General features: G+C 39.5%; 17 protein-coding genes. 11 read left to right on the top strand and 6 right to left on the bottom strand.

The window, feature by feature from the left end:
* Window positions 1–3: 3 nt before the first annotated feature.
* The 4 genes from AC4E8C_RS04015 to AC4E8C_RS04030 all read left to right on the top strand — a co-directional run bounded on the left by AC4E8C_RS04015 (window position 4) and on the right by AC4E8C_RS04030 (window position 3,342).
* The gene (locus AC4E8C_RS04015; protein ID WP_490210450.1) at window positions 4–1,113 is read left to right on the top strand and encodes a GerAB/ArcD/ProY family transporter; all 1,110 of its coding nucleotides are present in this window, start codon (window positions 4–6) and stop codon (window positions 1,111–1,113) included.
* A complete protein-coding gene (locus tag AC4E8C_RS04020; RefSeq protein ID WP_490210452.1) occupies window positions 1,088–2,335 on the top strand; it encodes a Ger(x)C family spore germination protein in 1,248 nt (415 codons plus the stop codon). Before AC4E8C_RS04015 ends, AC4E8C_RS04020 begins: the two co-directional genes overlap by 26 nt.
* Window positions 2,336–2,491, top strand: a complete 156-nt coding sequence (locus AC4E8C_RS04025) for a hypothetical protein (RefSeq protein WP_490210453.1) — start codon at window positions 2,336–2,338, stop codon at window positions 2,489–2,491. It abuts the gene before it with no gap.
* A gap of 236 nt (window positions 2,492–2,727) precedes the next feature.
* On the top strand, window positions 2,728–3,342 hold the full coding sequence (locus AC4E8C_RS04030) for a VanZ family protein (protein WP_490210455.1): 615 nt from the start codon (window positions 2,728–2,730) through the stop codon (window positions 3,340–3,342).
* Between the two features lie 336 nt (window positions 3,343–3,678).
* On the opposite strand, the gene AC4E8C_RS04035 is transcribed toward AC4E8C_RS04030, so the two are convergent.
* Window positions 3,679–3,825, bottom strand: coding sequence for a hypothetical protein (locus AC4E8C_RS04035; RefSeq protein WP_490210456.1), 147 nt, complete (start codon window positions 3,823–3,825; stop codon window positions 3,679–3,681).
* A 360-nt stretch (window positions 3,826–4,185) separates the two neighbouring features.
* Between AC4E8C_RS04035 and AC4E8C_RS04040 the strand changes: the two genes are divergently transcribed.
* Both AC4E8C_RS04040 and AC4E8C_RS04045 read left to right on the top strand, forming a co-directional pair.
* Window positions 4,186–5,154, top strand: coding sequence for a glycine-rich domain-containing protein (locus AC4E8C_RS04040; RefSeq protein WP_490210458.1), 969 nt, complete (start codon window positions 4,186–4,188; stop codon window positions 5,152–5,154).
* A gap of 157 nt (window positions 5,155–5,311) precedes the next feature.
* The gene (locus tag AC4E8C_RS04045) at window positions 5,312–5,542 is read left to right on the top strand and encodes a YiaA/YiaB family inner membrane protein (RefSeq protein ID WP_490212464.1); all 231 of its coding nucleotides are present in this window, start codon (window positions 5,312–5,314) and stop codon (window positions 5,540–5,542) included.
* A gap of 152 nt (window positions 5,543–5,694) precedes the next feature.
* Here AC4E8C_RS04045 and AC4E8C_RS04050 read toward each other — a convergent pair whose 3' ends face one another.
* Together AC4E8C_RS04050 and AC4E8C_RS04055 are read right to left on the bottom strand one after the other, a co-directional pair.
* Entirely contained in the window at window positions 5,695–6,315 is a 621-nt protein-coding gene (locus AC4E8C_RS04050) for an NAD(P)-dependent oxidoreductase (RefSeq protein ID WP_490210460.1), read from the bottom strand.
* Between the two features lie 328 nt (window positions 6,316–6,643).
* A complete protein-coding gene (locus AC4E8C_RS04055; protein ID WP_490210462.1) occupies window positions 6,644–6,961 on the bottom strand; it encodes a hypothetical protein in 318 nt (105 codons plus the stop codon).
* 276 nt (window positions 6,962–7,237) lie between these two features.
* Between AC4E8C_RS04055 and AC4E8C_RS04060 the strand changes: the two genes are divergently transcribed.
* Together AC4E8C_RS04060 and AC4E8C_RS04065 are read left to right on the top strand one after the other, a co-directional pair.
* Window positions 7,238–9,367 (top strand): heavy metal translocating P-type ATPase, encoded by a 2,130-nt coding sequence (locus AC4E8C_RS04060; protein ID WP_490210464.1) that lies wholly within the window; start codon window positions 7,238–7,240, stop codon window positions 9,365–9,367.
* A 212-nt stretch (window positions 9,368–9,579) separates the two neighbouring features.
* On the top strand, window positions 9,580–10,359 hold the full coding sequence (locus AC4E8C_RS04065; RefSeq protein ID WP_490210466.1) for a Cof-type HAD-IIB family hydrolase: 780 nt from the start codon (window positions 9,580–9,582) through the stop codon (window positions 10,357–10,359).
* 80 nt (window positions 10,360–10,439) lie between these two features.
* Here the strand turns inward: AC4E8C_RS04065 and AC4E8C_RS04070 are convergent, their stop codons facing one another.
* From AC4E8C_RS04070 to AC4E8C_RS04080, 3 genes are read right to left on the bottom strand one after another with little or no spacing between them, the layout of a single operon-like run.
* Entirely contained in the window at window positions 10,440–11,084 is a 645-nt protein-coding gene (locus AC4E8C_RS04070) for a TetR/AcrR family transcriptional regulator (protein WP_490210467.1), read from the bottom strand.
* An 18-nt stretch (window positions 11,085–11,102) separates the two neighbouring features.
* Entirely contained in the window at window positions 11,103–12,209 is a 1,107-nt protein-coding gene (locus AC4E8C_RS04075) for an ABC transporter permease (RefSeq protein WP_490210468.1), read from the bottom strand.
* Window positions 12,206–12,928, bottom strand: a complete 723-nt coding sequence (locus tag AC4E8C_RS04080; RefSeq protein WP_490210469.1) for an ABC transporter ATP-binding protein — start codon at window positions 12,926–12,928, stop codon at window positions 12,206–12,208. The genes AC4E8C_RS04075 and AC4E8C_RS04080 overlap by 4 nt, the downstream gene beginning before the upstream one ends.
* 478 nt (window positions 12,929–13,406) lie before the next feature.
* Here AC4E8C_RS04080 and AC4E8C_RS04085 point away from each other — a divergent pair, with 478 nt between their 5' ends.
* The 3 genes from AC4E8C_RS04085 to AC4E8C_RS04095 are packed head-to-tail and all read left to right on the top strand — an operon-like array spanning window position 13,407 to window position 18,586.
* Entirely contained in the window at window positions 13,407–16,352 is a 2,946-nt protein-coding gene (locus AC4E8C_RS04085; protein ID WP_490210471.1) for a fibronectin type III domain-containing protein, read from the top strand.
* A 49-nt stretch (window positions 16,353–16,401) separates the two neighbouring features.
* A complete protein-coding gene (locus tag AC4E8C_RS04090; protein WP_490210473.1) occupies window positions 16,402–17,202 on the top strand; it encodes a rhamnogalacturonan acetylesterase in 801 nt (266 codons plus the stop codon).
* A 28-nt stretch (window positions 17,203–17,230) separates the two neighbouring features.
* The gene (locus AC4E8C_RS04095; protein WP_490210474.1) at window positions 17,231–18,586 is read left to right on the top strand and encodes a glycoside hydrolase family 28 protein; all 1,356 of its coding nucleotides are present in this window, start codon (window positions 17,231–17,233) and stop codon (window positions 18,584–18,586) included.
* Window positions 18,587–18,678 lie beyond the last annotated feature (92 nt).

The raw sequence follows: 18,678 nt of genomic DNA on the forward strand, positions 1-18,678 counted from the left end.
ATTATGAAGCAGTCTCATGGAAAACTCGGTATTCGTGAATATGTGTCGATTGCTATTTTAATGATTGGTACCAAAGCAACGGAGGACACACCAGCCTATATATTTCATCAGGTGAAAAATGCAGGATGGATGGTTCCCCTACTCTCCGCAGCTCTCTTTTTTATTCCGCTGTTTTTATTAATTAAGACGCTGACATTATTCAAGGACAAACATTTATTTGCTGTTATTCAAACATTACTTGGGCGATACATTGGATTTGTTGTTTGTCTTATTATCTTTTTAATAAGTTCATATACTATTTCGTTTGACTCAAGAACGTATACGGATATCATTAGGGCCTTTTATTTTCCAACAACCCCTAATCTAATAATTTATGCCATATTAATGGCTGTTTGTGCATATGGGGCTAAAAAAGGACTTCAGCATGTCGGCTCGGTGTCTTATTTAGTCGTTTTCTATGTCGTTGTTTTCGTAAATCTTGCTCTTTACTTAAGTTCGAAAGAAAGTACACTTCAATCTATATTTCCAATATGGGGTCCAGGTAAGTGGGAGATTCTGAAGCAGGGAACCAAAAGACTAAACCTATTTGCTGACTTTTTCCTGTTTGCCATGCTGATACCCTATTTTAAATCATTCAATACTTTTAAAAAAGGTACATGGATTGCCTATGTATTCGTCAGCATCCAGCTAAGTGTTGCTTTTTTTGTTTATATTTGTATGTTTGATACATCCTTGGGTGCTTCCGGTTATCCGTTTCACACGGCCATTCGATATATTTCGCTTGGAAGTTTCCTGCCAAATGTTGAAATTACCTTTTTTGTTACCTGGTTATTATCGTCCTTTATTCGCTTCACGGCATTTTTGTATATAAATGCTATCATGTTCGGTCATTTATTCAAAATTAAAGATTTTGAGTATTTAATTCCATCGCTGGCCACCATTTATTTATTGATTGGAAGCCTGGCGGAGTCAGCAATTAATGTCAGTGTGGATTATAAGGCTCTCATCCAAGATGTATCTGGCGCTATATCAGTCGCAATCATGCTCATATTGTGGTTAGCCGCACTGTTAAAAGGAGAATTTAAACATGAAAAAAACAGGAACAGTATGTAAATGTTTATTGTTGTCTGTCATGATTTGTTTATTAACCGGTTGTTGGGACCGAGAAGAACTGGAAGATAGGTCTTATGTGATTGGTCTTGGATTGGACCATTCCAAACAAAAGGGAAAAATTAAAGTCACCATGCTGCTGGCCAACCCAGAGGTAGGAAGTTTGCAAGGTGGTGGAGGTTCAACGGAAAAACCTCGAGAAATTATTACGTTTGATGCCAATGATTTCATAGCGGCAAAGGGGACAGCCAACTCCATTATCTCTCGAAATATTAGTTATGAACTTTTGAGGATTATTGTTGTTTCTGAAAAATTTGCAAGCGATAAATCATTTCCTTCCGTCATTTCAGATGTGCAAATGGATAAAGAAATCCGTATGAATACTTATTTAGCAGTATCAAAAGAACATGCAAGTAAATACTTTATGGCAAACAAGCCAAAAATGGAAACAAGGCCGCATAAATACTTTCAGTACATGATTGATCATGGCATTGAAAATGGCCTCATACCGGACTCCAGCCTTTTTCGCTATTTTAAGACACTCGAGAGAGGCACGGATCTCTACTTGGCGATGTATACAACAGCTGTGAAGAATAAGAATACAAAGATTAAACGCGAAGATGAATACACAGCTGGACAAGTTGATGCAACAGGAGAGCTGGATGATACACAATTTATTGGTTCGGCGGTCTTCAGAAATGGTGTAATGATTAATAAGTTAAGTGGTCAAGACACTAGGACGGTTAATATTCTTGATGATACCACCAACATCAATGATATTTTAATGGATATACCCAATCCTTTTGTGGAAAAAAAGACGCAGTTTGCAGTCAGAATCATGAAACAAGAAAACAATAAAGTGAAAATGGACCTAAAGGGTCCTAGACCTAAAGTCATGATTTCAATTCCTTTAAAGATTGAAATTATGACAAACCCGTCAATGGTCAGCTATACGGTTGCTAAGAACCGACATATCGTAAAAAGACAAATAACTACTCATATAAAAAAAGTAAATGAAGACTTGTTTAAGAAAACACAAACAGAATTTAAAGGTGTACCATATCCGTTAGCCACTAATGCACGGAAATACTTTGGGACCATCCAGGAATTTAAGAGATTTAATTGGGCGAAATCTTATCAGAAAGCAGATATTATTGTCAATCCGGAAATTGAAATTATTGATTATGGGAAACAAACTAGAAAACCAAGGAAGGTGGGGGAATAAGTGACTATATTTACTTATGTATGTTTGTTTTTGATTACGATTTATACCATCGGTTTCGGTGTTACCTTATGGAAGGAAAAGCAAAAGATAGGCGCCATTGTGGTTTTTATGCTATCTCTTTCGATTATTGTTCTTCCATACTTTTCGATTTTTTGATAATCTGTTTTTTTATTAATTTAAAGATCAATCCTTTTGGTGTTTTATGAAACTTTTTTAATAGAAATCACGACTAACTTATTGCCCCCCCTAGGGTTATAGATATGGAACCTAGCTACTTTGGCTGGGTTCAATTTTTTGTTATCATAAAAATGAAAATGGTTTAGTATTATAATTGAATGGCGAGGATCATCAACTCCTTTTATTAATTAAAAAAGGCAGGATGTAAGGTTACTATGAAAATAAATAGGAAAAATCACTTGTTATGGATTTCGCTGGCGGTATCCCAACTGCTTTTTGTCGTTTTAATGCCAGTATGGTTTAGGCTTTTAGCTTATCTTCATCCCGTTGTTTTAGTGGTGATCTGGTTATGTGTGACCGTCTTTGTCGTGTTCGTGGTGTACTATGCCGGTAAAGGAACCATACTAATATCTACATTTACCACGAAAATGTTTATTAGTCTTTATAGTTTAGGATTATTCATTTTATTATTCTTTCGCCCTGGAAACCAGGAGTATAGTCAAATTAACTATATTCCCTTTAAAACCATTATTGGCTTCTTAGCTGGTGAGGGAAACTTTCTTATCGCTTTTTATAATTTAACTGCCAATATTTTGCTATTTGTCCCATATGGTGTGGTCACGCTGCTGTTGTACAAGCATGTTTCAAGGCGAAGATTAATCTTTGTACCGGCTTGTATCATCCTGCTGATTGAAATTGCGCAGCATCTTACCAAGCGTGGCAGTATGGACATTGATGATGTTATTTTAAATCTAGTTGGAGTAGGGATTGGTTATCTTTTGTACCCGGTAATACATAGAGTGGTGAGTGTGAAAGATAATAGATTTTAAAGGGTGTAATTGCTGCCAGTGGGACTACATAGACAGGGGGATCGGTCACAAAAAGGAATAATTGTGCCCTTGAAGCTAGGAAAAAGCCGTTGGTGGTCACAAAAACGAATAATTGTGCCCATGGAGTTAGGAAAAAGCCGTTGGCGGTCACAAAAATGAATAATTGTGCCCGTGATGCCGGGAAAAAGCCGTTAACGGTAACAAAAGGAATAATTTTCCTATTAAATATCATAAGCAAACTATCTGACGTAATTATAGATTCTAAAGGAAAAAATGACTCTGTTTAAATAGAACAGAGTCATTTCTTATTATTTATGAAACTGCTATTTAAGCAATCTAATGGATACGGATGACCTCGTTCATATATTGGTCATGATGAATTCTAGTGTGTTGAGATTCTAGCCGTTCAAATTCTTGAAGCTCATCAGTTGTCTCGCCAAACAACCAGTTTTTAAGTTCAAACCAAAAATCAGTAAGCATCATGATTTCCTCCCCAACCTGGGTTATTTGAATACCTTATGCTTTCATTATACTCTGAATCTATTAGTTTGAAAGCGATTGCAAAATGTACGGAATAGCAAAATAATACAGAAAAATAGGAGAGTTATGATTTATTAGAGAGCAATGAACATTCTCATCTTTCCTTGCATTAAATGTTTTTTAAATCAATAAAAAGCTCTGATATTCTGGAGCAGAATTGACAGAATACATGGTAAAATTGGATTATTAAACAAATCAAATTGGGGATGAGATTATAGTTGGGTAGATGGCACATTTAGAGAATATCTCTTGCCCAAGCTAAGGCTTTAAATACTAAAATCCAAAATAAGGGGGAGTACATGGATGATAGCAGGAATTATTATTGCCGGTCTGATGTTAACTGGTTTATCTGCAGGGGTGACGGCACTTGTAATAAAAAATAGACCAAAATTAGCAAAGGAAAATATTCCGGCGAGGCTGGGAATCCTTGAAGATGTCCCTATTCAGCCTGTGCTTGATAAACTCACAACTGCCTTAGATGAAGACTATGTCCAACAAGTGAAATATCGTTTTCTTCAGGAGAACCCCAAACGAACCGAAGATGAATTTGAATGGCGCTTGTTTGAGTTAAAACGCTATTTCCTGATGGCCAATATCTTAAAGAATGCGCCTATGTTTAGTGAGGAAGTTGATGAAGTCTGGCATAATATGCTACTGTTTACACAAAAGTATAAAAGTTTTTCTGAACACTTCCTCGGGACCATGCTGCACCATACGCCGAACGTAAAATCCGCCCCAGCCCCCCAAGAGCGTGCATTTTTTGATTGGGTCTTCTCGCAGTTGTTCGATGTTACTCAATTTAGCTGGAATTCGTGGGGGAGTTTTTTCAAATATCCGCTTGATGTTCAACTATTAAAAGAGTTTAAAGAAGCGAGCAAAGAATTTTTAATAGAAAAATATTTTCATATCAACGAAGATAATCAAGAATTGATTGAATATCTAGTGAAGCGAATGAAAAAACAATTGAGTGAAGCGGAAGAGATTCATCAAGTGGATCAAAAAGGGGCATTCACGAGACAGCGAACGTATGGAGAAATGTCCAGCCTGTCACTGGTGATGGTCTTCTTCTCGTATTATTATTTTGATGAGTATTGGAATCACGCAAAAGTATATGCCTTTGCCAATCCAGGAAAATACACAAGTGGCTGCGCCTCCGCCATTTTTTGCGGGTCTGCTTCTTCAGATGGCAGCGGTGATCATGGTCATCATGGAGGCCATGGTTGCTCAAATTGCTCCAGTTGCTCGAGCTGTGGCAGTGGCTGTTCGTCTTAGGCATTTAGAAAGGATTACTTGAACTCTGTTAATTATTGGATGGAAATGGTTTACTTATTATCCTGTTTCTTCATATAATAGAGATGGAATTTTCTAAAAATAAGAAAAACAGGGGGAGTACAGCTTGTTTCCACAAAAACACAAAAGAAGAAATACGATGGCATTTACGTTTTTATCTTACTTTACGCTTTTTGCCGGAGTTCTTTTATTCGCAATCGGCATTTATAATGCGGATCTTCAGTTGAATGAAAAAGGTTATTATATTGCCGTGATGCTTTTAATTATTGTCGGATCCATTCTTACTCAAAAAGTGATTCGGGACAACACTGAGGATGATGAAATAATTGCTGAACAGCAACGGAGATTAGAGAGGAACGAACAGGCATAATACAGCCTTCTTTTAAAGTTTAAATGGCCACGAAGGTAAAAGAACTCTGACAATTATTCAGAGTTCTTTTGTTTAAATTATTCAATCACGCAAAGATAATCCGTGGTGTTCTCTAAACCCTATTACTTCAGTGGAATCCAATATGTATTTTATTAGTAGGCGATCCCAACACGTGATTTTATATAATGGTTGCTTTTAATCTGCATATATGTAAATTCTGCTGTATCCGATACATGTATCTTAACTCCACCCACCGGCAAAAAATGACGTTCCACACGATATTCACCTAAACTTTCTCCATCTGGTAGATATGTAGGACATACAATAGTCCATTCAAGTGTTGATTGTTTAAGCATATCGAAAACTTTATGATGCTCTTCTGCTGCACGGGTTGATTTACGCTTTGATTCGCTTGATTGATAACGCAGTAAATTTGGGGCAGTTCTACTTTGCAGGATACCTGCAGTTCCTATAGTAATAATTCGTTGTATACCTTCGTTTTCCATTGCTTCGATAATGTGTGGAATACTTTCTGACAAAGTTGTTGCCCCATCAGTATTGAGCGCACTAATAACCACATCAATCCCACGCATTGCACATACAATATCATCCTTATTTAAAACATTACCTTGAAGAATAGTTAAATTTTCATTATTTATTTGAATCTTCTCTGGAGTTCGAACTAATACTGTAACATTATGTCTGTCATCAAGAGCATAATTAACTATTTGACCGCCAACTCGACCAGTGGCACCTAAAATTAAAATATTCATAAGAATGAGCCTCCTTTAAAAATATTTTACTCTAAAGTTATTTTAGTGTCATTATCAGCGGAATGCATTAGTGAAGAGGAAAGGGCAGGCTAATTTTAATAGGCTTCTTAACAAATACAAGGTGTAGCTTAGTCCATACAGAACTAGGCTATGTTATTAAACAAAAGCACCGCAAAAAACGGTGCGAATTGATTTGCATTTTACTTTATATTTTTAGCTGTAAATTCAAATTTTGTGATAGGAACAGAACCTGTTACAGAATGGCCCTTTATTTATGTGCAGAATAGACATACGTTTACTAAGAATCTAAAATGTTATTGGATTTAAATCAGCCTTCGACTTCAGTATGATGAAAGCCGCTTTTGGTGGCATACACTTCATACCATTGGTATTCTGGAGCCTTGAACCACTCGTACTTTGGCAAATAAACCAGATAGGTTAGATTGCCCTCCGCATCAAGGATGGTTTTAAATAATTTTACCTTTCCAAAACCAAATGTTTGATCCAAGTAGCCATCCATGCCTTCTCTGACAATATTTTTTTCCGCGTCCTTTTCTAACCGATATAACTCCATCAACCCATCAATAAATACACTTAATAAAATTAATGTAACAGCAATTAATACAAAAACAACAATTTTAAACAACAAACTGACCTCCTCTTTTGATTACTTCATATAAAACTGGAACAACAATAATGGCCTCGGGTTCCATTCCAAACGTGTATCCAATACGATTGTACATCCGACTATTTTAAAAAGTTGTGATTTATTTAACGTGTTGTCACAAAAATTAGAAAATCGGTCCATTATTTTTTTAATTTTTATTCAAATATTGACTAGAATAATGCTGTTTACATGCGTATAATATTCAAACAAACACTTGAATGAAATTGTTAGTGCCTAAGAAGGAAGTGAAAATGCATGGCAGAACTACAAGCCAGAATAAAGGACCAAGAAACTAAAACCTACCGAGTTCAAGGATTATCTTGAGCTAGTTGTGCGAAAACGTTCGAAACGAACGTGAAACACCTGGATGGTGTGTTAGATGCAAATGTTAACTTCGGTGCTTCCAAAATAACAGTGATGGGTAACACAACAATTGAAGCATTGGAAAAGGCTGGAGCTTTTGAGAATTTAAAATTACGAGATGAACATATAAAGAAAGCAGCACGTGAACCATTTTGGAAACAAAAAGAAAACATAAAGGTTTACATTTCAGCTTTATTGCTCGTGATTAGCTGGATTCTCGGGCAACAATTCGGAGAAGGGCATATATTTACGACCATTGGTTATGCAGCAGTGATCCTAACCGGAGGGTATTCGTTATTCCTTAGAGGATTAAAAAACTTAGCCGTGTTAAATTTTGATATGCGAACATTAATGACCATTGCTATTATTGGAGCCGCTGTTATTGGTGAATGGGGGGAAGGAGCCACAGTTGTGATCCTTTTTGCCATCAGTGAAGTACTAGAGCGTTATTCAATGGATAAAGCTCGTCAATCGATTGAGTCGTTAATGGATATTGCTCCAAAAGAAGCGCTTATTCGCCGGGGAAATAAAGAAATGCTGGTCCCGGTTGAAGAGATAAAAGTCGGCGATTTGATGATCATCAAACCCGGCCAAAAATTAGCAATGGATGGTTTAGTGGTGAAGGGTACCTCTACACTTAATCAAGCTGCCATTACGGGTGAAAGTGTTCCTGTAATGAAAACAATAGATGATGAAGTCTATGCAGGAACACTGAATGAGGAAGGACTGCTTGAAGTAATAGTAACAAAACGAGTGGAAGATACAACTCTATCTAAAATCATTCACTTAGTTGAAGAAGCGCAAGCAGAACGGGCACCATCTCAAGCATTTGTAGATAAATTTGCAAAATACTATACCCCGGTAATTGTTCTCTTAGCCAGTTTAATAGCCATCATTCCCCCTATATTGGGAGGAGATTGGACCAAGTGGATTTACCAAGGACTATCCGTATTGGTAGTGGGCTGTCCTTGCGCATTAGTGGTTTCCACCCCTGTTGCCGTGGTTACGGCAATCGGGAATGCTGCAAGAAATGGAGTTTTAATAAAAGGCGGTATGTACCTTGAAGAAGCAGGAGCACTTAAGGCAATCGCTTTTGATAAAACAGGAACCTTAACAAAAGGGGTTCCCGCGATTACTGATATCCTCCCATTAATCGGCAACGAGGATGACTGGTTAACCATCACAGCAGCTATAGAAAAGGGGTCACAGCATCCACTGGCTTCAGCAATTATTCGAACGGCAGAGCAAAAGGGATTAACCATTCATGATTTAACTGTTGACGATTTCCAAGCGATAATGGGTAAAGGTGTAAAAGCAAGAGTTAATCATGAACTATACTATGTAGGAAGTCCGAACTTGTTTGAAGAACTGCATCCATCGATTGAAGAGGCAATTAAAGAAAAAATCGCTGTGTTGCAAACAGATGGGAAAACGGTCATGATGTTAGGAACCGAAAAAACCATCCTGTTGTTAATCGCTGTAGCTGATGAATTAAGAGAATCCTCTAAAGATGTAATCGGTCAATTAAATCGAATGGGAATTGAAACGGTGATGCTGACGGGTGATAATCACAAAACCGCAGCAGCAATTGGAAAGCAGGCCGGGGTTACTGATATTAAAGCGGACCTGCTGCCAGAGGATAAGCTAAACTTGATGAAGGAGCTTCGAGCAAAGCATCATCGTGTGGCAATGGTGGGCGACGGTGTAAATGACGCTCCCGCTTTAGCTGCTGCCACGGTTGGCGTGGCGATGGGCGGTGCTGGAACCGACACAGCGCTTGAAACGGCTGATATTGCCTTAATGTCAGATGATCTAAATCAATTACCATTTACCATTCAATTGAGTCGGAAAGCCTTGAACATCATTAAGCAAAATATCACATTCTCTTTAGCGATTAAAGCAGCAGCCTTATTCTTGGTTCTTCCGGGATGGCTGACCCTTTGGATTGCGATATTTGCGGATATGGGAGCCACGTTAATTGTAACCTTAAACAGTTTAAGATTATTAAAGGTAAAAAAGTAGGGGGCTTGCAGCAGCAAGCTCCCTATTGTTATGGATTTTATCTTTCTTAAACCTAGGACTTGACATGAAACTGGTTTCATATTTTACACTTGAAAAGAATATAAAGAAGGCTAGTCGGATCAATAGTTAAAAATAATAGTAAGTGTTCAAGGTGAATGGTAATATAGGTAAATCCAAACACTAAAACAACTACACCGAAAGTGGGAGCTAGAATGACAAACCGAAGTGTTATTTTCTTTGATATAGATGGGACATTGCTTACGCATGATAAGGAATTGCCACGCTCAACCAAAGAAGCGATTTTTGCATTAAAAGAACAGGGACATGAAGTAGCCATTGCAACAGGACGTGCACCTTTTATGTTTGAAGACTTGCGAAAAGAATTAGATATCCATTCTTATGTGAGTTATAACGGCCAATTTGTCGTGTTGAATGATGATGTTATCTACACAAACCCATTAAACATTTCATCACTTGAAAAGTTAACTGCAGCAGCTCTTCTAAACAATCATCCTGTTGTCTTTATGGATCATGAAGACATGAAAGCCAATGTTCCTGAGCATCCCTATATTAATGAAAGCATTGATACTTTAAAAATCGGACGTTTCCCAACACATGATCCGAATTACTATAAAGGACGTGAGTTATATCAAACGCTCCTTTTTTGTCCAGAAGGGCAAGAAAAGCAATACGAACAGGCATTTCAAGACTTTGATTTAGTCAGATGGCATCCTGTCTCTGTCGATGTTCTTCCAAGGGGAGGTTCTAAAGCAAAAGGGATTGAAAGGATGGTAGAAAGACTAGGCTTTTCAGAGGATCAACAGTTTGCCTTTGGCGATGGACTGAATGATTTAGAAATGCTGTCTACGGTAAAAAATAGTGTTGCCATGGGTAACGGGGTAGAAAAGGTTAAGGCAGTTGCGAAATATGTAACGAAATCGGTAGAAGAAGACGGAATTATTCATGGGCTTAAAATGGTCGGTCTCTTATAACCCCGTTCCATTAAAAAAGGAAGCACTGCTTTTCTAATAGAAAAGCAGTGCTTCCTTCGTTTGGTCAGGGTCAAGTATCCTCACTTTTTTCCTACCCCATGCATGATGAATTTGATGGTACGTTCTGTTTCTAGGTCATCATCCCATTCGTTATCAGGAAACAAGACATAGCGGGTCACCAAGTAGCCAAGGATGCTGGTTATAGCGAGTCTGGCAACACTTTCGACCGGCATTTCAATGATTTGCCCTTTTTCTTGATAGCCTTTAATAACAGTTGAAACCCGGTCGAATATATTTTTTGCAATAAGCTCAATGAATTGTTCTCTTAGTTCTGGTTGAAAAGGGATTTCTTGCAGCATAATTTTAACCACAGGGAGCAGTTTCCTTAAAACTTCTCTTCGATTTTCAATGGTCGCGCGCAGAAAGTCTTCAACTTGATCGTACTGATGGTTCAGTACTTTATCAAAATCCTTCACAATAAAGGGACCGATAAACTTTGTCATCATCGGTCCGACAATCGACATTAACAAATCCTTCTTTGTTTTGTAATGGCGAAAAATGGTTCCCTCAGCAACACCAGCCTTTTTGGCAATTTCACTGGTTGAGGTCGAGGCGTACCCTTTTTCTGAAAAGGATTCAATTGCAGCTAACAGTATTTTCTTTTGTTTGTCGGTCAACTTTTCCTCATCAAAAAGCTGTTGAATCATCATTTCTTCTTCAATCATCGGCTGCTCCTTTAAAAGTTAGATTTTGCGGTATTTTTTCAAAACGACTATGTTTAGGACAATAAAAACAAGTGCGAACCCTAACAACACGAGGAGGTCATTGACAATATCGTTAAAGGCTAACCCCTTATACATGACATCCACCAAGGCATCGCCCCCATAATACATTGGCATACACTTCGCAATCACCTGCATCCAGTCTGGCATACTCTCAAACGGAAAGATTCCTGCGAAAAAGACTTGAGGAATGATGGCAATGGGAATAAACTGCATCATTTGGAATTCGGAATTGGCAAAGGCCGATAAAAGAATACCAAGTGATAATGCCACAAGTGCTAAACATAGATTAATGATAATGACATTCCACAGTGAACCTACTAGCATTATGTCTAAAACTTTGACCGCATAAAAAACGACTATGACGGTTTGAATGACTGCGAATAAACCGTATCCCAGCAGGTAACCAAACACAATATCTCTTCTTTGGATCGGTGTTGCCAATAAACGGTCCAATGTCCCCGTTGTCCGCTCACGCAATAGGGCAATTCCAGAAATGAGAAAAACAAAGAAGAAAACAAAGAAACCAACTAAAATGGGACTTAACTGATCAAAAAAAGTCGTATCCTCATTGCCGTAAATATAAGCTGTATCTATTTTTGGCGCCTTTCTCGGCTCCATTTTTATGGGAGGACCTTGCAGCTTACCTTGAATATTTTGCATGAATGTAGACAGATTTTCGGATTGCTTCTTGGCATTTTCCGCTGCAAGTGCTTGCTGAACCTTTATTTGTAAAGCTTTAGTTGTGGAAGGCTGCTCATTTTTGAGGGTTAGCCTACTGCCATCATCCTTTATTTGCAGCAGTCCATCTAGGTTATCGCGGTTAATTAGTTTGATCGGATTGACAGGCTGATCATATTGTTCCACGATGATGTCTTTACTTTTTAATTGTTCCACTGTCGAAGCATCTGCGCCTGATACCCCCAGCCGTGGGTCGACCGTATTACCGCCAAGTAAGTAATGGAGTAAGGTAAGAATTAATAATGGGGCAACCATCATCAGGGCAAGGGCTCGTTTATCCCGCAGCATTTGATGGAAGATTCGCTTGACTAATGCTAAAATTCTCATTTCCTTTCACCCCCAGCTTTTAAAAATACCTCTTCTAATGTGGTGATTCCATAATTAGTCTTCAATTCTTGAGGCGATCCGCTGGTGATAATTTCGCCATCCCTAACCATGGCGAGGCGATCACATTTTTCCGCTTCGTCCATAACATGTGTGGTGACTAAGATAGTTTTGCCTGATTCTTTTAAACGGTGAATTTCCGCCCATATTGATTGCCGTAATTCAGGGTCAATACCCACTGTTGGTTCATCTAATACGAGGACTTCGGGATCTTGTATCAACGCAACGGCGAGCGATAATCTGCGTTTCATCCCGCCCGAATAGTCTTGAACTTTTTTCTTTAAATCGGCGGTGAGATTGACTAAACCTGCTGCATACGCAATCCTTTCCTTTTGTACCTCTTTTTTTAACTTAAAAAGGGAAGCAAAGAAGGCTAGATTTTCTTCACCGGTTAAATCCGTGTATAAGGCATCGGCTTGCGCCATGTAGCCAATTCTTTGCAAGAGGTTCAAGTTAGGGACCGCAGTATCTAATACATGGACGTCCCCGTTGGATGGACGGTCCATTCCTACAATGATTTTGACTAAGGTTGTTTTGCCTGAACCAGATGGCCCAATCAGACCGTATATTTGACCGGGTTCTATAGAAAGATTAAATTTGTTTAAGACTAGCTTCTTCCCAAAACTTTTACTAACGTCTTTAATTATGATCGATGCTGACATCGATAAACCCCCTTCGGGAATAATTGTGAGTGATTACTCACTTTTATTATAACAATTGTATATATTTGGTCAATGATTGTTTTTAAAATAATGAAATGGCCTAATGGATTTTTGGGGAAGAAGGGTTAGAGGTAAATGGAGAGAGGTTCATGAGGACGGAACTGTGGGATAAGAGGTAACTCAGTCCTCAACGATCGTTTATGAGGACAAGAACCGAGCCAAAAGAGTCGACTCAGTCCTCATGGGGAATTCATGAGGACATGAAACAAGGGAAAAGAGGTAACCCAGTCCTCATGGAGTGTTTGAACTCGCTGCGGAAAATCCCCAACCATCTACCACACCCTATTATAAGCAAATCCATAAAGATTTTTTGCAAAAATCTAAAAATATTTGATTATTTCAGAAAGCGTTTTCATCTATAATGGAGTATCAAGAAAGGAGGACGTCTTAAAAAAACATATGAAAGGTGGAAACGTAATTGGAAAAACTCAAATTTAGCATCTCTATCATTTTGGTTACATTACTAGTATTCAGCCAACTTGGTGCACCAGCTCTTGCTAACAAACAATCCTCTCCAAACGCACCCGCATCACCAGTAAACTTACAGATTCCGAATTTAGCTTATGACGAGGACAGTATTACCCTTGTTTGGGAAAAACCTGAGGACTACAGTGATATCGTTGACTTTTATGTTTATGAAAATGGGAAGAAAATAGGCAGCGCTTTAAAGGATAACAACGGACCTGCAAAAGCTTATATCGATAATTTTTATAAAAACATCGATAAAGATGATTTCCATGTAGATATTCTTATTCATAATTTCATCGTTGAAAACCTTAAGCCAAACAAGTCGTATGAATTTTATGTAACATCCGTCAATGCAGAGGGTGTTGAATCCGCTCCTTCCAATAAAATTGTCGGCAAAACGACAACAGTGCCTGAGGTTTTCAATATTGCTGATTTTGGCGCTACTCCGAATGATGACACAAAGGATACGAAAGCAATCCAAGCAGCCATTGATGCGGCCGCCCCTGGAGCAAAAGTGTTAATTCCCGAAGGCAAATTCATTTCGGGAGAGTTATGGCTTAAATCCGATATGACGCTTCAGATTGATGGCTATTTACTTGGTTCCTCTGATGCAGAGGATTACAGTAGGAATTTCTGGGTGTATGACTACTCAACAGATGAAAGGTCGTATTCCCTCATCAATGCTCATACCTATGATTACGGCAGCCTCAAGAATATTCGTATCGTAGGAAAAGGAATCATTGATGGAAATGGATGGAAGCAAGATTCTAATTCTCCAACCATTGATGAAGCAGGAAAAGAGCTGCCTCGACTATTATCAGGCAGCAATGCAAAAGTGACAGGCAATGTCACCGTTCAAAATGGACATATGAGCCCATTACATCCAGCTTCAGATTCTACATATGGAATATTGGCAGCAGCCCAATCCTATGCGGCGCAGGTAGATGGAATGAACCCAAAATCTGCCTACTCTACACGTTCTAATCTCATTACTGTACGTGGAGTAGACGGTATGTATTATGAAGGAATTACGCAGCTCAATCCTTCTTTTCACGGAATTGTGAATCTTCACAGTAAAAACATTGTGGTAAATGGAACCACAGCTAAAACCTATGATGCCAACAATGCTGACGGATTTGAGTTTGGTGATTCACAAAACATTATGGTGTTTAATAACTTTGTCGATACCGGAGACGACGCCATTAACTTTGCTGCAGGCATGGGACAGGCGGCAGCGGATGAGGAACCGACCGGCGAGGCTTGGATCTTCAATAACTATGTCCGCGAAGGCCACGGCGGGGTTGTGACTGGTAGCCATACAGGGAGCTGGTTTGAGAACTTTTTAGTCGAAGACAATATAATGTATAAAACGGACGTGGGGCTGCGCGCCAAGACCAACACACCAATGGGCGGAGGAGCAAGAGAGATATTGTTCAGGGACAATGCTTTAGAAGGCATTGATGGAGATGGACCATTTGTTTTCACCTCTTCTTATGAAGATGCGAATGCTGCGATTCTTTATGAGCCGGCACAGCAAATCTCTCAGTTTAAGGATATAAAAGTCAAGAATGTAACTGTCCGTAATCAAGGGGGCAGCAAGAAACAGGCCATCCTCGTAAAAGGAAACAACGATGTCGGAGAAGTCTATCACGAAAATATCAGCTTTGAAAATGTAAAGTTTGACAATGTTTTTTCCGTTAGTATGGATTACGCAAAGGATTTTAAATTTAAAAATGTTTCCTTTACAAACGTCAAAGATAATGACGGCAGCCCTTGGAGAATTACTAATTCTACCGGACTAGTCTTTGAAAATACAACCGGAGCTCCTGTTAATGCATTACAAAAACCCGAATGGACAAAAACTACTGCGATACAGGCTGCTTCGTCAGAGGATGGAAAGAGCGTTAACTTAACGTGGAATGGAGCTTCTGACAATACTGGAGTAGCAGGTTATACCATTTATAAAGATGGAAAGAAAATTGGCACAGGCTATACCACAACGAAAACCACTAGCTTTAATGTTACCGGTTTAACACCTGCGAAGGATTACACTTTCAAAGTGGAAGCTGCCGACGCAACCGGTAATCGTACCTCTGATGGTCCAGAAATAAAAGTTACCACAAAAGGAACAGTAGATGAAACAGTACCAGTGCTTCCAACGGATACAAAAATTAAAGAACCTACGAATTCAATTCCTGCCGAGGAAACGTTCAGCGGCAAAGAAGTAGAAGTGGTTTATCCAGGATTCACTTGGGCATCGCTTGACTGGGAATCAGCAAGTGATGATACGGGTATTGCCGGCTATAATGTATATGCGAACGGAGAATTACATGGTTTTGCTGAAACAAGCAACTATACATTAAGCAATCTGAAGCCGGGCACCAAATATAGGGTGGAAGTGGAAGCTGTCGACCTGGCAGGGAACAAAAAAAAATATGGCACTTCTTTGGAGGTCGAAACAGCAGTTCCGTATTCGATTGGAGCTCCATCTTTTACGGGAGGATTAAAGGCTCAGATTGGAATGGATGGTACTAGCGTGTCCCTGTCTTGGAACAAAGCCGCCGCAACAAATCAAGACGTAATTGGCTACCGTGTATATGTAAACGGACAACCAATTAAGCCTGAGGATGTTGAGTTTACCCCAATTAATGCGGAAATGACTACGGCCGAAACTCACTATACGGTATCAGGTCTTAAACAAGGGAAAAAGTATACCTTTAAAGTGGAAGCAGTAGGAATGGGAATCAAATATTCGAAAAGAGAAAGGTTATCTGATGTCATTCCAAACGGTCTTGTAAAGGTTTCAGGATATCGCTGGAGCGGATTTGGACCAAGTGAAGCCGTTCATTTAATTCCAGGCAAGGCGGTTAGTGAACAGGCTAAATCAAAGAATTAATATAATAGTAGAAACAGGGTGTAGCTTAAGCCAAATATGGAGGAGGAGAATGATGAGAAAAAAGCTAAAAGAAAAAATTCTATTGGCAGCCTTGCTTTTATTAGTCATTGGTACGTTTTTTGGCAATCTTCCATCAAAAGCTGCGAACGAGGAGAACATCCATAAAAACCGAATAACCGTTTATCTGGCAGGAGATTCCACGGCCTCGAATTATGAAGACTCGTTAGCACCAAGAGCTGGCTGGGGGCAGGTATTTGATCGATTTTTCGATGATAAAATCGTTGTCAAAAATGAAGCCTCCTCAGGAAGAAGCTCCAAAAGCTTTATTGATGAAGGGAGACTCACTTCCATCTTAAATCAGATCGAGAAGGGAGATTACTTATTTATTCAATTTGGTCATAATGACGAAAAGTCTGAGGATCCAACTCGCTATACGGAACCATATTCCACTTATAAAAGTTATTTAAAGCAATATATTGACGGTGCAAGGGCCAAGGGGGCAACTCCTGTCCTCGTCACTCCTGTTGAACGCCGGCATTTTACTGCAGAGGGGCTGGCTCGTGATTCCCACGGTGAATACCCTGCCGCCATGAAGCAGTTGGGACTCGAAAAAAATGTACCAGTAATTGACCTTACTGCTAAAAGTAAGGCACTGTTTCAAGAGCTCGGGCCTGAAGGTACAAAGGATCTATTCCTTTTTCTAGATGCTGGAGAGAATGTAAACTATCCGAGTGGTGTACAGGATAACACACATTTTCAAGAAGCCGGTGCCGAGGCAATCGCCCGTCTGGTTCTCGAAGGAATCAAAGAATCTCATCTAGTGCCATTACGTAATCACATTTTGAAATAATGGCAGCTGAGAAAGAGGAAGGTAAACCATGTTCAGTTCAACAATATCAAGTATATATGATATCAAACAATTTGGAGCCATCAGCGATGGAGAAACCAATAATTCGAAAGCCATTTCAAAGGCGATTGAAGCCTGTGCGGAAGCAGGCGGCGGGACTGTTTATGTGCCCGCTGGCTGTTTCCTCACTGGTGCCATCATTTTAAGAAGCAATGTCCATTTATATTTAGAGGCTGGCTCCTTATTAGTCTTCAGCACCGATGAGAAAGATTATCCAATCGTCCAATCCCGCTGGGAAGGGGTACCAAGGGAAGTCTACGCCTCTTGTATATACGCCGAAAATGCTGAAAATATCTCAGTCACCGGCTTTGGTACATTGGATGGCAGCGGGAATTATTGGTGGAAACTTTTTCGAAAAAGAGAAAATCAATATCCAAGACCAAAGCTGATCAGCTTCGACCATTGTAAACGGGTTTTGATTTCAGGAGTGAAACTAATGAACTCCCCAAGCTGGACCGTTCATCCACTCTGCTGTGAAGACGTCACGATTTCCAATATCCGGATTGAAAACCCGAGCGATTCCCCGAATACGGATGGGATTAATCCCGAGTCATGCCGAAACGTTCGGATATCGGATTGTCACATTGACGTCGGTGATGATTGTATTGCGATTAAGGCAGGAACAGAGGAAACAAAGGAACGAATCCCTTGTGAAAATATCACCATCATCAATTGTACGATGATTCATGGCCATGGCGGGATTGTATTTGGAAGTGAGATGAGCGGAGATATACGAAATGTTACCATAAGCAATTGTGTTTTTGAAGGAACAGACCGGGGCATCCGCCTGAAATCAAGACGAGGCCGGGGTGGTGTGGTTGAGGATGTGCGTATCAATAACATTATCATGAAGGGTGTCATCTGTCCGTTTATCGCCAATTTATATTACCACTGGGGCCCACGTGGTGAGGAGAAATATGTGTGGGATAAAAACCCCTATTCGATTACCAAGGAAACACCTGTGTTTAGAAGGATTCACTTTGCCAATATAACTGCTCGTGACGTCAGTGCCGCTGCTGGTTTCTTCTATGGTCTTGCTGAAATGTACATAGAGGATATCACCTTTGAAAATGTTTCGGTAGCCATGGCGAAAGATGCCGATCCTGGGCTCCCTGCAATGATGGCGGAGCTTGAACCCATGAAGCAAAGAGGTTTTTATTGCTGTAATGTTTCGGATTTTCGCTTCCATCGAGTGACAGTTAACAATCATCAAGGGCCTGCCTTTTATGTGGAAAACGGTAATGATATTGAAATTGATAGGTGTAAATCGAAAGGTACTCAACCAACAGACCCACTTTTTACTTACCAAAATGTAAATGAAATCTAGTCGGGCAATATTTCAAAAAATAATCCCATTAAACTTTCAAATTAAGAGAGCAGGGATGGAAAACTGGCTCTTGGAAAGAAGGCAGCTGCAAC

The organism is Neobacillus sp. SRL179 (genome assembly GCF_984799095.1).